The organism is uncultured Gimesia sp. (assembly GCF_937910335.1).
GTDB lineage: Bacteria > Planctomycetota > Planctomycetia > Planctomycetales > Planctomycetaceae > Gimesia.
In genome coordinates, this window is the sequence record NZ_CALEMX010000171.1 from 1 (window position 1) to 13,287 (window position 13,287).

General features: G+C 48.9%; 9 protein-coding genes. 4 read left to right on the top strand and 5 right to left on the bottom strand.

Going from position 1 to position 13,287, the window contains the following annotated elements:
- Positions 1–2,536: hypothetical protein (locus Q0668_RS06620; RefSeq protein WP_298861664.1), on the top strand; the 2,536-nt coding region annotated here is incomplete at its 5' end.
- Between the two features lie 279 nt (positions 2,537–2,815).
- On the opposite strand, the gene Q0668_RS06625 is transcribed toward Q0668_RS06620, so the two are convergent.
- The gene (locus Q0668_RS06625; protein WP_298861667.1) at positions 2,816–3,565 is read right to left on the bottom strand and encodes a metallopeptidase; all 750 of its coding nucleotides are present in this window, start codon (positions 3,563–3,565) and stop codon (positions 2,816–2,818) included.
- A gap of 216 nt (positions 3,566–3,781) precedes the next feature.
- Here Q0668_RS06625 and Q0668_RS06630 point away from each other — a divergent pair, with 216 nt between their 5' ends.
- Positions 3,782–4,804 carry an alpha/beta hydrolase gene (locus Q0668_RS06630; RefSeq protein ID WP_298861670.1) on the top strand — a complete coding sequence of 341 codons (1,023 nt, stop codon included), beginning with the start codon at positions 3,782–3,784 and terminating at the stop codon, positions 4,802–4,804.
- A gap of 181 nt (positions 4,805–4,985) precedes the next feature.
- Complete coding sequence (locus Q0668_RS06635) at positions 4,986–6,533, top strand: hypothetical protein (protein ID WP_298861673.1); 1,548 nt, start codon at positions 4,986–4,988, stop codon at positions 6,531–6,533.
- A 91-nt stretch (positions 6,534–6,624) separates the two neighbouring features.
- Here Q0668_RS06635 and Q0668_RS06640 read toward each other — a convergent pair whose 3' ends face one another.
- Together Q0668_RS06640 and Q0668_RS06645 are read right to left on the bottom strand one after the other, a co-directional pair.
- Complete coding sequence (locus Q0668_RS06640) at positions 6,625–7,197, bottom strand: hypothetical protein (RefSeq protein WP_298861676.1); 573 nt, start codon at positions 7,195–7,197, stop codon at positions 6,625–6,627.
- Between the two features lie 187 nt (positions 7,198–7,384).
- On the bottom strand, positions 7,385–8,752 hold the full coding sequence (locus Q0668_RS06645) for a DUF1501 domain-containing protein (RefSeq protein ID WP_298861679.1): 1,368 nt from the start codon (positions 8,750–8,752) through the stop codon (positions 7,385–7,387).
- Positions 8,753–8,990: 238 nt separating this feature from the next.
- On the opposite strand from Q0668_RS06645, the gene Q0668_RS06650 reads away from it, so the two are divergent.
- Positions 8,991–9,905, top strand: a complete 915-nt coding sequence (locus Q0668_RS06650; protein WP_298861681.1) for a prolyl oligopeptidase family serine peptidase — start codon at positions 8,991–8,993, stop codon at positions 9,903–9,905.
- 83 nt (positions 9,906–9,988) lie between these two features.
- Here Q0668_RS06650 and Q0668_RS06655 read toward each other — a convergent pair whose 3' ends face one another.
- Positions 9,989–11,617: an alginate export family protein gene (locus Q0668_RS06655; RefSeq protein WP_298861684.1), complete on the bottom strand. Its 1,629-nt coding sequence runs from the start codon at positions 11,615–11,617 to the stop codon at positions 9,989–9,991.
- Positions 11,618–12,058: 441 nt separating this feature from the next.
- Positions 12,059–13,105 carry a 3-oxoacyl-ACP synthase III gene (locus tag Q0668_RS06660; RefSeq protein WP_298861687.1) on the bottom strand — a complete coding sequence of 349 codons (1,047 nt, stop codon included), beginning with the start codon at positions 13,103–13,105 and terminating at the stop codon, positions 12,059–12,061.
- Positions 13,106–13,287: the final 182 nt, after the last annotated feature.

Below are 13,287 nucleotides of genomic sequence, written 5' to 3' on the forward strand. Positions count from 1 at the left end.
CACCTGGTTTGTCAGTCGGAAAACGTCAGACTTAACGGGGCGCAACAAGGGTCGTGAAATTCGCTGGCAACAACCGGTGTCTTTAGTCATGCAGATTGTGAAAGAGCCGGAGTCTTATCAAATTCAATCATTGAAATGTGAATCCGACTTTTTGGAGTTATCGGGAACCGGGAATGCGAAACACTTAACCATTAATCTGGATGCGAATCTGGATCAGCTTTCCACGCATCTGGAACAGTTCCTCGATTTAGAAACGGTGGCGTTGAAAGGGAAAATGGAGGGTCAGGTTGATTTTCAAATCGCCGATCAGGGTTGGGAAACGCTCTCATTTCTGAGCTTCGAAAATCTGCAACTGTCTTTCCCCAATCGTCGAGGCTGGCGTGAACCATCCTTGAAACTGACCGTCGAAGGGGCCGGCAAAACCGACCCGGAACAAATACATGTCGAGCGTTTCATCGTCACGCTGATCGCCAATCAGGATGCATTTCAAGCCAATCTCGAACAGCCGACTACCGTCAGCCGTAAACCGGATACATCCGCAGAACAAAAATTACTGCCTTTCAAAATTCAATTGAAGGGCAAGCTCGCATCCTGGGCTGATCGATTGCAGCCTTTATCAAAAAAAGATCTGCAACTGGGGGGCGAGATTCAGTTTGCTTCTTCGGTATCCATCAGCAATCAAATGATTGTGCATGAAAATACGAGCATCGACCTGACGAACGCGCGCGTTTATACCCCTACGCTCTGGTTTGATGAACCACGGGCCGAAATCAAGACGGCGGGCAGTTGGGATCAGAAACTGAAAAAGCTGCAGGCATCGACGTTTTCTTATCGTGGTCGTGCGATCGCCTTCAACGGAGAAAAGCTGGAGGTTCAATTGCCGAACGACGACATCAAAACCCCGTCTTTTATTGGATCGCTCTCAATGAAAGCCGATTTACATCAAGTGAGCCGCTGGTTCCAGAATCCAGATGAGATACCGGCTCAGAAATATTATGGCACGGTTTCCGGTCAGGCAAACGTCATTGTAACCGAAGATTCTCGTATGGCAAACTGGCGCACCACCATTGCCAACTTTGCCATCGAAGCACCCCTCAAGGAAAATTTGGATCCGCAGAAAAAAGAGACCCAGAAAAAAATTGTGGCTAGCGAGCGTAATCCAGGCTGGGCCATCAGTTGGAGTGAACCGGAAGTGCGCCTTGAAGGGGATACGCTGCAGGATTTGAACTCTGATACGCTGACATTAAATCAGATGTCGATTCAATCGGAGATGCTGGATCTGACAGCCAAAGGTGAGATCCGCGAATTTTCCACTCGCAAACTGGTGCGTCTCACGGGCGCTGTGACTTACGATTGGGAAAATTTGACGCCTCTGTTACGCAGCAAACTCGGACCGGATGTTGATATCGTCGGCCATGAAACCAGACCTTTCAAGCTAAACGGACCTCTGGGAATTGGCACATCCGACCAGCTTCAAGATGTGGTACTCAATGTCAGGCCTCGCCCTTTAATGCCCGATACGCAACCGCTGTTTACGCCCACTGATCGATACATGGCTCTGACGGGAGAAGCGGGCGTGGGTTGGGATAAAGCTAATATTCGCGGTTTATCGAGTGGAAAAACCACGATTGAAGCGACGATCAAAGACGGACAAATCCACTTTACTCCCCTCGATCTGCAAGTGAGTGGTGGACGGTTGCGGCTGGCCCCGATTGTGCGTCTGGATGTGAAGCCCGCAGCTTTAGTGTTCGAACGCGGAGCCGTCATTCAGGATTTCCAGTTCACTCCCGAGATGACACGCAACTCTCTCCGTTTTGTTGCCCCGATGATTGCCAACAGTACGAGCATTCAGGGACAGTTTTCGCTCAATCAGGAATATGCCATCATACCGCTCAACGATCCGAAATTGGGAGAAGCCAAAGGTACATTTATCGTGAAGGCGGCTCGTGTGCGACCGGGTCCGCTGCTGGACGCGCTCGCGGAAAAGATCACTCAGGTAATTGCCGTCATTAAACTCAACCGGTCCGGAGGTCTGCTCGACCCGAAATCCGTATTGATGCAGGTCGACAATCAAGAAGTTCATTACCACATGATCGAAGGCCGCGTTTATCACTCGCCATTCGAGGTACAGATGATGAAAGGCATTACCGTCACTACGACTGGATCCGTTGGCCTGGATGACTCGTTGGATTTAATTGCAGAAGTTAATTTTTCTAAAATGGTTTCCGGAGACAGTGCCAAGCCAATCGTCCAATCGCTCATCGGCCGCCCTTTGCGTATCCCCATTAAAGGTACCTTGAAGAAACCTAAGGTAGATGCGAGCCAGATTGGTAACTATGCCAAGCAGATGGGAATCAATGCGCTGGATGCGGTTTTAGGCAATGGCTTCAGTGACCAGTTTAAAGGTCTGTTTCCTGATCGCACTCCCGAAGAAATGGAGCAACTGCAAAAAGAGCGCGAAGCCCGCAAAAAAGAACGGGATAAACGCCGCGAAGAAAAGAAACGGGAACGGTTGAAGAAAAAAGGTGCGCTGTAAGAAAATCTTTGAGCGGAATTGATGGCCACCGTTAAAAAATTTCATCGCTCGATCCACCAACGGCGGCTAGGAAATGTTTCTTATTTCCAATAGTTCTTTGCACCTTGGGAAGAACCGTGGCTAACGCCATTCGGCTAATGATCAAAAACAAGATCAGCCGCAAGGCATTAGCCGCGGTAAATACCGATCTCGTTAATGGTGACTTTCCTGAGAATGATCCTCAGTACTATTAAATTAACACTACCTCGCGCCGTGCCGCTCACTATATGATTTCAGAGACTACGAAATCGGGCCCCAAATTTTAATCAGCAGTGCGTACATTCCTGGATCGTGCGCTTTGAGTTCCGCTCGTACGAAGGGATAAAAATCGTTGACGCCGAAATAGGCTTCGGTTGCTTCTGCAAAGTATTCTTTGTGGTTGTTCAAGCCGTAGTGCCGGGCTTGTTTGCCGGTATGCACGAGTACTTTTTCGTAGATGCCTTTCTTTTTTGCATCTTGGTACGCGGCCACGATCTCTGCCTGATCGAAACTCAAAACCTGATCGTGATACGCGTGGGCCAGTTCGTGCAGAACACAGTATGGATGCTTGGCCCACATTTTCCGATCCAGCAATTTTTTGACCGAGGAAATATGGATGTGTTTCGCGAGACGTGGGTCGTGCCCGTGTGCTTTCAACCAGGCTTTACTCGGATGATAGGCCATCGTGTTGAGCATTTTGTTATCCCACTCGACCCAGATGCGCAGTTTTTGTAATTCCGCGACACGCTCTTCGGAAACGATGTACTTCACGCGCTGCAAATGATTCGCCAAAGCGTCCAAAGCTTTCTGGCCCGTTTCCGCGTGTTCTTCGGTGAGCATTAACGGATCGACGGCGATGGTCCAGCCTTCGATGTGTTTTTCGATAGGGTCATAAAACTGAGGTACGTCTTCCGCGCGCAAACGACTGGAATTTGAGATGAACAGACAGGCAAGCAGCAAGTACGGAAGCCTTCGAAATAACAAACGCGATTCCCGTCGATAATTTAACATATTGATCCTCTGTCATAGGAAAACAGGTGTGATATGTGATATCGATTTTATTGCTTTCAGCTGGTGTTGGGAACAAACTAGAGACATTTAGTGGATTCGCCTGCAAATGTAAGGATCACCATTTCGGAAAAATCTCTTCTGGTAATTGCGATTTCGCGGTATAGAATAGTAGTGAAGTGGTCCTGTCTTACTTTTTTCAAACGAGTTCGAAAACTCATGAATACGAAAAGCCCGTCAACCTGGAATCGCCTGCTGCCGTGGCTGGTACCGATGCCGGGGGGGATGTTTGGTAAACCGCAAAACGGGAAACAAATGCTTGTCTATTTTTTCTCCCGCGTTCTGGCTTTTTATATTCTGGCGATGATTCTGCTGATGCTGGTGCAGCGCTGGCTGATCTATCAGCCGACGCGGGTTGACACTTTATCTATCGATTTGGCTAACACTCCTTACGGCGTTGTGCATGAAATTTCTACCAAAACAGAAGATGGTCTGGAATTGAAAGGCTGGCATTTTATCGCGGGTCAGATTGCCTGCCCCGATCATGAGAGTTGCAATGTTGAACTGGCGAAAGGGCGCCCGGTGGTGATTCTGTTACACGGCAACGGTGGGAATCGACTGCATCGTATCGAAACCTGTCGGTTGCTGGCCAGCCTCAACATGCATGTGTTCGCATTTGACTATCGCGGCTACGCTGAAAACCCGGGCAGCCCCAGCCAGACCGGTTTACTTAAAGATGCGCGTGCTTTCTGGAAGTATGCTGTGCGCAATCGCAAGATTAACCCCGACCGGATTATATTGATGGGCGAATCTCTCGGCGGAGGGGTAGCGACCTTACTTGCCAGCGAGCTCTGTCAACAGAATACGCCGCCGGCGGGACTGGTATTGCGGTCTACGTTCAGTTCGATGGTGGATGCCGCCTCGCATCATTATCCTATCGTCCCCGTTTCCTGGTTACTCTGGGATCAATACCGAAGCCAGAGTGTCATCTCGAATATCGTTTGTCCGCTGCTGTTGATTCATGGAACCGAAGATCGAGTCGTGCCTTATGCGCTGGGGAAAAAACTATTCGAAGCGGCACCAGCCACCTCAGCGAGCGGTGTACCCAAAGAGATGGTAACCATCGAAAGAGGAACCCATAACGGCTTAATCTATGAGGCCCGGGGGCCCCTGACCATTGCCTACGATCAATTCGCAAAACAGGTGATTGCACAGTCTATCGCACAACCCGCGGTGAACTGATCTGAATTTTCTGCCTCAGTACCGATATTGCGAGTTTGATTTTTTCGTGTTTTTTACAGAATGAAGGGGTGAAAGAAGCACGCCGACTCAGTTACACTAAAAGATCACACGATTCTCCGATAACGATAAGCACACATAAACCTTCCCGCACAACGTCAACCCAAGCAGAGATCAACATTCCATGAATTTTCTCTTCCTCCGCTCGCACGATTCCCGATTTTCATTCAAACTGATCTGCTCGATTTTGTTGATCGCAGTCGTTGGTTTCGTAACGCCCGCGTTGGCTACTGCAGGCGAACTGCTGGCTGGTGCTGCGAAAGTCGACATTACTAATCGAAACGTCAAACTGGTAAATGATCCACTGTATGTGAAAGCATTGGTCATCAAAGATGGTGACACTACCGCTGCGATTGTGACGGTTGATGCCGTTGCCGTCGCTGAGATTGGCTCGATCAAAAATGAATATCTTGCGAATGTGCGTGCCCAAGTCGTTAAAGAACTGGATATCAATCCTGCGAACATCATGATCAACGCCAGCCACTGTCATGGCGTGGTTTGTGCCGACGTGGAACAGCGGACGGTTCAGGCGATCAAAGCGGCGGCGAAAAATATGGTTCCCGTGACTATCGGCGTGGGCACCGGACATGAAGATCGTGTCATGGAAAATCGCCGGTTGATTTTGAAAAGTGGCAAAGAAGCGGACGTGCGTCATGCGTATTCGTTGCCCACTGATGAAGAAGTCGCGAAGATCGGTCCTATTGATCCTGAAATCGGTATTCTCAAACTCAACAAAAAAAATGGCGATACGTTAGCGGTTGTGTATAACTTCGCCTGCCATCCCATTCAAGGTGTTCCCAACAAAGGGAATACAGCTGACATGAGTGGCTTTGCTTCGCAAGTAATTGAAGACAACTTGAGCGATGGTGCGCTGGCACTTTTCGTGCAGGGTTGTGGAGGTGATATTAACCCGGCGCAATACAAAGATGTCGATAATCCCCGCGACGCCGAGACGCTGGGTAATCTGCTGGGGCTGAGTACGTTGAAGGCGTTGAAAAAAATTAAGTGTAACGATGCCGGCTCGTTGAAAGTCATCAATGAAACGTTGGCTCTCCCTCGATCGAATAATGCGAAGCGCATTACATCTCTGGAAGCAGAGCAAGAACAATTGCTGAAGTCTCTGCAAGGCACGAGCTTGAACCTGAAGACTTTTCTGCCATTGATCGTGAAATACAAACTGTATGAAGAATATCCTTCATACTATTCACATCGGTACCTGCTGGAACAGAAGCTGGGGCGTGATGGTTTGAGCAAGCTGGATGCAGAAAACCGCGCGAACATGGAACGTTACATGAACAACATTATCAAGATGGAAAAAATGACGCGCAACAAAGCGAACCTGGCATTGCTCAACAAACACCAGACCCGCAATCAGGCTGCCAAGAAGAAAACGGTAGACGTCGAAGTACTGGGCATCAAAGTGGGTGACTTCCGCATGATTACGTTCCCGGCGGAACTGACCGTGGGCATTGGTTTGAACATCAAGAAAAAGTCGCCACACGAAAACACATTCGTCGCCGGCTACACGAACGGCTACATCTATTACGCCCCGACAGCCGCTCAGCTGAAAAACGTGGGCGGCGCCCAGGAAGACAGCGACTGTATGCTGGCTCCCGAATGGCAGGCTATTTTTGAAAGCAAGGCGCAGGATCTAATTAAGCGGTTGCAATAAAGTTTTTGCATCTTTGCGTAGAGTGGACCGTGGGTCCACTCTACGTTTAGCTTAACTGCTTACTGTTGGATGAAAAAACCAACCGCCTTCCTCATTCACCTTTTTCAATTCTTTCTAGAAAATTGGGATTGCCCCAAGAATAGTCATCTGAAATGTGTGTTTTGACAGTATTTCCACAGATCCCGGGAACAGACCAGATCTGTTTGCCATTTTCAAATTCGAAGACAAGCCCAGTGGGATTGGGCGCATCTTCCCTATAGCAAACAATTAAAGCGCCAGTCAGCTCCAGGTTACAAAATTTTGCAAGTTCATGATCTGAACCAGGCGACAATATAAACAATTCCGGCGAAAATGAACCATCGGGATTGGAATAATCATCATTAATCCATTTGACTAGCCGATCTGGAAAAGTAGAAAATGGTTGTGCTGGGCCTATGCCCCTGTAATCGTCTTCATAATCGATTGAGGGTGATTCACCATCAGCTTCTGTACCAAAAAATACTTTGATCGTGTCTGGAGCTCCCGGTCTCTTTAATTCAAAGAAAAGATTCACGTCCGTTTCTTTGAGTCCTTTCTCGTCAGGCCAAACTAACAGACCGATATTTTTAACGGTGGTATTCAGGAGAACGCGAACACTGTGGGTAATCGTGTTTATACTGGTCATTATTCTGCACTCGATTAGAAATTAGAGTTCCGGTTTACAATTTTTTTGCACGAGTTCGAACATAGACATACATTTTGAATTTAACAAACAAAACGGGCACAGGTTCACTTTAATCCTAGACCAAAAAACTTGCGGGAGTTCGCTCAGCTTGTCATTTAGCGTTATTAGAATTCGTTGTGCGTCAATCCTATGTACTTTTCAAAATCTGCTGGATGGGTTTTGCACCATGATCGGCGAGGGGGATGGGGCGGCCTATGTTGGACATGTTCTGTTTTTCCGGATCAACGCCCAGTGCTTTGCAGATGGTTGCCATCAGATCGGGAACCGCGATTGGTTGTTCGGTGACTTTCATACCGTCGTCGCTGGTTTTTCCGATGACTTGTCCGCCTTTGATGCCGCCTCCGCCCAGTACGGTGGTCCAGGCGGCTGGGAAATGGTCGCGGCCTGTGTTCTGATTGATTTTGGGGGTGCGTCCGAATTCTCCCATCCAGACAATCAGCGTGGATTCCAAAAGCCCGCGCTGTTCCAGGTCGGTCATCAATGTTGCCCAGGCAGGGTCTAAAACGCCGCTTAAGCTTTTGACGGCTTCAAAATTTTGCTGATGCGTATCCCAGCCAAAGGCGTTCGTTCCCTGCACTCCGTTCAAAGAGACTTCAACGAAGGGAACTCCCTGCTGAATGAGCCGTCGCGCCAGGAGGCAACCTTGTCCAAATCGATTACGGCCATAAGCGTCTCTGAGCGTGTCTGGTTCCTGATCGAGTTGAAAGGCATTGATGGCTTTGGAGCGCATCATCCGCACGGCTGCTTCGTAAGCGGTGCGATGGCTCTTCGTGGGAATGCCGGGATGTGTGGCAGTGAAATCGTTTTCCAGATCTTTCAAAATGGATAAGCGGTTATTGGCCTGCTTGAGGGTAATTCCCTGAGGCAGAGTCAGATTTTTCACTTTCAATGCTAGGTCTACGTTCTGGTCATCCGCTTGAACGAAACCGGTTCCTTCTCCGACCACCAGCGGGGCGTACTTCGGACCCAGGAAACCGGGGCCATACGCGTTTGGACTGAGGATGCTGTTCGGTGCAATGCTGACAAAGTTGGGAAGCTCGGCCTGGCTGGCTCCCAGTTCTTTACTCAGGAACGATCCGATTGTGGGATAACTGAGCGGACCGGAAGGCAAATAGCCGGTGCGCAGTAAATATGTCGCGCGCGTATGGTCTCCTTCTTTGGTGCTCATCGAACGAATGGGAGTCAGGTGTTTCATCACCTTAGCTAAATTGGGAAGATGCTCTGAAATTTGAATCCCGGGGACATCGGTTTCGATGGGTTTGAAGGGGCCGCCGTTTTCATGATCGGGTTTTAAGTCGAAGGTATCACATTGACTGGGGCCACCCGACATCCAGAGGAGGATACAGGCACGCTTTCTCTGTGGATCGTTGGCCGTTTCTGCTGCCAGTCTGCGTAACCAGCCGGACATTCCCGTGCCGAGTACTCCCATTGCTGAAAGCTGCATGAACTGGCGGCGGGAGATTTCCTGTTTTTGATTTTTGATAAATCTACCCATTTCTGGCATCCTCGTGAAAATATGACTTCCACTTTATTTTAGAGGTTTTTTTGAAACAATTGCGAGCATTTTCTAGTAAGAATCTCTGAGTTAAGCGGGTGATGCTTCGGTTGACGCGCCGTTTGTGTTTCGGTTTTTGGTTTTCATTCGTTAAGATACCCGTTGGCTTAGCGTTTTACTTAACAAATCCCCATTTCCTTCGTTTTACTGCATATTTTTTTTGGTCAGGTGTGATTTCATGTTGATTCCCAGAGTGCCTTGTTTCCTCTGTCTGATTGGTCTCTTTTCTTTAATCCTGTTTGAGCAACCAGTTAACGCAGAACAGAAGTCTGAACTTCCCTATCTTCAGCGACAAAATGTCGTGTATGCAGAAGTGTATGGCGTGGGCTTGCTGCTGGATATATTTACTCCCCGCGGTGAGGCAAATGGTTTGGCCATCGTGGATATTGCCTCTGGTGCTTACCATTCTGATCGTGGAAAAATTCGAGATCACAAGCGGGCGCAAATGTTCGATATTTTTTGCGGTCGAGGTTATACGGTATTTGCGATTCGTCCCGGATCGATTGGCAAATTTAACGGCCCGGAAATGCTGGAAAATGTGAACCGTGGGATCGTCTGGGTGAAATCACATGCGAAAGAATATCAAATCGATCCTGATCGACTGGCATTATTGGGTGCTTCCGCGGGTGGGCACCTGGCCTGCATGGCGGCAGTGTCTGCCAATGATCCTCAATCCAAAACGCGCGTGAAAGCAGTGGGTGTGTTTTTTCCTCCCACCGACCTGATGAATTATGGAGGGCTGAAAATCGATATCAGTGGTAATGATCCCCTTGGGAATTCCATTCGGCGGTTGATCACGCCGCGGGGTTCTGAAACCGGTTCTGAAACTATCGACGAGAAAAAACTGGATGAATTGCGAACCGCATTTTCACCCGCGCGACTTGTCAAACCGGGGTTGCCGCCGTTTTTGTTGATTCACGGAACAGCCGACTTCATGGTGCCTCTACAGCAATCCCGGACCATGGTCGCCGCTTTGGAGAAGGCGAATGTTCCCGTGACCTTAATCGTCAAAAAGGGAGGGGGTCACCCCTGGCCGACGATCCATGAAGAAGTGGAAAAAATGGCAAACTGGATTGATGAGCAGCTGAAGTAATCTTGCTGGCGAATTAAAAAAAACAGGATGATCGGGTAGGCGGTCATCCTGTTTTTAATTTTGCTAATGGGAATCGTGTTAGTCTAGAAACGCAAAGTGGTCTGCACGTAGAACTGTGTTGCCGTATTGCGTGGGGGGATATTCGTGCCAACGAAAGAACCGTACCAGAACCAGGAATAACCGGCTTGGATATTGAAGTTCGGGTTAAAGGTATAGGTACCGATCAGGTCGAGTTCCTGACCGATGTCCCGGCTGCCTCCCAATGTTCCTGTAGGGGCTCCTGCCACGTTATAAAGAAAATCGTTGGCGGTTGCTTTTTCGAACCAGTGAAACGCGCCTACCAGGCCGACTTTTTTCGATGGCTTCGCATTCAGCTGCAGACTGTAATCGTACAGGTTCTGTCCTGAGAGGTTATCGATAATTCCCCAGTAGGCATGACCCAACGGATAGAGTGTGTTGAACGTATTGTTGGTAGTTCCACCCGGATTAGAATTACCTGATCCATAGTAGAACAGTCCGCTCAAGCGTGGACTCCAGGGCAAGCTGGTCCAGGTATGCCCTAAGACGGAGGTAAAGAAGCCGGCCGAAACTCTCTGGCCATTGTCGTTACCAAACTGGTACGCGCCTTCTGTTTCGAAATCCCAGATGCCAGTGACATCGCAGCAGGCGTCCAAAACTTCCGATGTGGTTCTGTAGCGAGCCCCCACTGTGTGCCGGGAACCATCGGGGCGATTCGCGGTCACTGTTTCATCTCGCAACCATAAATAATACAGGTCGATTAACTGCGGCGAGTCTGAGAGAAACGAGAGGTAAACACCACTGAATGTGGTTGAAGTATCGGGTTTATCTCGACCATTATCGTATTGACTTAAGGGAACATTTCCAGCAGCTGTGTTGACCGGGTTTGTAATAAACGCGTCGATCCGCAAAGAGTCGGAATGGTGAAAATATTTAAAGCCTTCAAAGTTTCGGCGAGTATTTGACCAGTCGAGAGGCGAAACCAATCGTTGTGCCCCGTAGAGTAGTTCCTGTCGTCCATAGCGGAACCAGCCTGGTGTCCCATCTGTCTCATGCAGTTTGACATCGACAAACGCGTTCTGGATATTCCAGCGATTGATGTCGATTCCCAATGGCGGCAAATCATTATCAAAGATGGAACCATCTAGCATTTCGAAGTAAACGCGTGCCACATCACTAACTTGTAGATCAAAATACTGACGCCAGCGCCAGAGATTGTAGTCGGTGTTGATAGGTCCGCCTGGTCTGAGCCGATTTTGTTCGTGCATATAGCGATGACGTAATTCGCCGCCAACAGAAAGTGTGTAGGGAGAGCATTCGTCTCCCAGACACATCATCTTCAGTTCTTCGCCGAACAAGTAAGGGCTTGATGGATTACCGAGATAGGCCCCAAATGTATTATTGAAAAATAATGGCTTGTAAGGGTTGGGAGCCGGCTTGGACGGTGCGGGATCATCAAAGATAATCTCATCTTCCGACTCTGTGACTTCCGGTTTCAGTTGATTCTCCGGGGCCGGTTGAGAAACGGACTGAAAGACTTCAGCCGGTTCTGTGAGTGCCAACTGGTTTTCCTCGGATTCTGCTAACGCGGAAGGAGCCGGTGGAAGCTCTATCTGATCTGGTTCTGCTTTTACCGTTAATGCTGAAAACGTTGTAGCCATCAAAGCCAGTGAAAAAATTGCGTGAAGACGCATTTTGCATTCCTTGCTGATACGTGCCTGGATGAGGAACTTCTGGTTCTCTCAATCGTGCAAATAAATTGCCCAAGAATTTTTGACTGACTTAAGTCAAGTTTCTCTCACAGAAGGTCATCTTGGATAAATTGATCCCCTTTAGTTTGGATCGGATCGTAGGGTTCAAATCAATCATGCTGATCGGAATGAATTGAACGAATCACGAGAACTTCAAAAGCGCTCTGACAACTATATTCCTAATCCAATTCTGCCACGTAATCAGAACATTTTCACCAAAGGATTTAACCGCTACAATTTCTCTGGCCTGACAGTGTTGAGACATCTCTTCGGACAGTTTGCTGTTTGCGGACGGGCTCTGAACGGAAAAAAGTTAGAGAATCTGGCGAAGGAATCCGGGTGTCTTTCTGGACTATGAAAATAGCCATCACTTCAGGACATCGATTACCACTGGACACCCAGCATAAGAGAATTGAGTCCGCTGCCGATTCCCAGTAAGGCCACGCGATCTTGTTCTTTCAGGACCTGGTTTTCAATTCCCAGCGCCCAGGCCATGGGGAGCGCGGCGGCTCCCGTATTTCCGAGTGTTTCCACCGTGGGATAATCCAGGGCGGGATCGAGTCCCAGTTTTTCGAGCAGAAGTTTGCGATGTGCTTTACCTACCTGATGTGTAAAAACGCGATCCACGTCTGCATTTTTCCAGCCCAGCGTTTTTTTGGTTTTTTCCCAGGTAGGAATAGCCAGATTGACGCCTGCTACCAGTAACGATTCCGAGTCGGTCTGCATCCGTGGCCGATGGTCGCCATGTTTTTGCGCTTCTACGCCACCTGCACAGAGTTCGTGTTGAGAAGTGTCCGTGCGAAACGTTCCTCCCAGTAATCGGTGACCTGTCTGGCTCAGACTCCGATCACAGAGCAGAATCGCAGCCGATCCACTGCCGATAGTGAGCGAGGCGAAATCGTTTTTGATCGATTTGCGGGTCAAAGCAGGGTCATTTAACAGATCTTCAATGGTGCCTTCCACAAGATCACGTCCGACTTCGGTGCCCACAACTATGCCTGCGCGAATCTGGCCCATCTCGATCATATTTGCCAGAAATACCATCCCGTTAAGTAAACCGAGGCAGGCATTACTGATATCGAGCACGAGCGCATTGTCTGGCAGACCCGCTGCATGGTGCACTCCGCTGGCAGTAGCAGGCTCTAATTGATCGCGGCAGACAGAACCATGAATCAAGGCACCCACGTAGTTTCGATCCAGCTGTGTTTGATCGAGCAGGCGATTCACCGTTTGCGCACTAATAACTCCCGGGGCTGTGCCTCGATCAAAAAAGCGACGTTCCTGGATGCCCGTCATCAACTCCAGCCTGCCCGCAGGTAAGCCTAACCGTTCATAGACCGGTTCCAGTTGCGCTTCAATATCGTCTGAAGTGACGATATGTGGAGGCAAAATACAACTAACGGCTTCGATGCAGACGTGCTCATAACGCATAAGCGGTATCGTATTCCCAATTCAACAGGCCAAAAACGGTGAAAATCATTGCGCATAGGCAACAGATAAACTGCGCGCAAGGAGATCGTCCTATTGAATTGAATCAGGGAAGTAAACTCAACCGAAGCGCTAAAAAATCTCAGACCTGAGCAGCACTTTGTTTTCGAGGCGATGAATTGAGT

What these genes read in the sequence shown, in the direction of transcription:
- Q0668_RS06625 (WP_298861667.1), bottom strand. Translation starts at nt 3,565, where the DNA reads ATGTTAAATTATCGACGGGAATCGCGTTTGTTATTTCGAAGGCTTCCG.
- Q0668_RS06630 (WP_298861670.1), top strand. Translation starts at nt 3,782, where the DNA reads ATGAATACGAAAAGCCCGTCAACCTGGAATCGCCTGCTGCCGTGGCTG.
- Q0668_RS06635 (WP_298861673.1), top strand. Translation starts at nt 4,986, where the DNA reads ATGAATTTTCTCTTCCTCCGCTCGCACGATTCCCGATTTTCATTCAAA.
- Q0668_RS06640 (WP_298861676.1), bottom strand. Translation starts at nt 7,197, where the DNA reads ATGACCAGTATAAACACGATTACCCACAGTGTTCGCGTTCTCCTGAAT.
- Q0668_RS06645 (WP_298861679.1), bottom strand. Translation starts at nt 8,752, where the DNA reads ATGGGTAGATTTATCAAAAATCAAAAACAGGAAATCTCCCGCCGCCAG.
- Q0668_RS06650 (WP_298861681.1), top strand. Translation starts at nt 8,991, where the DNA reads ATGTTGATTCCCAGAGTGCCTTGTTTCCTCTGTCTGATTGGTCTCTTT.
- Q0668_RS06655 (WP_298861684.1), bottom strand. Translation starts at nt 11,617, where the DNA reads ATGCGTCTTCACGCAATTTTTTCACTGGCTTTGATGGCTACAACGTTT.
- Q0668_RS06660 (WP_298861687.1), bottom strand. Translation starts at nt 13,105, where the DNA reads ATGCGTTATGAGCACGTCTGCATCGAAGCCGTTAGTTGTATTTTGCCT.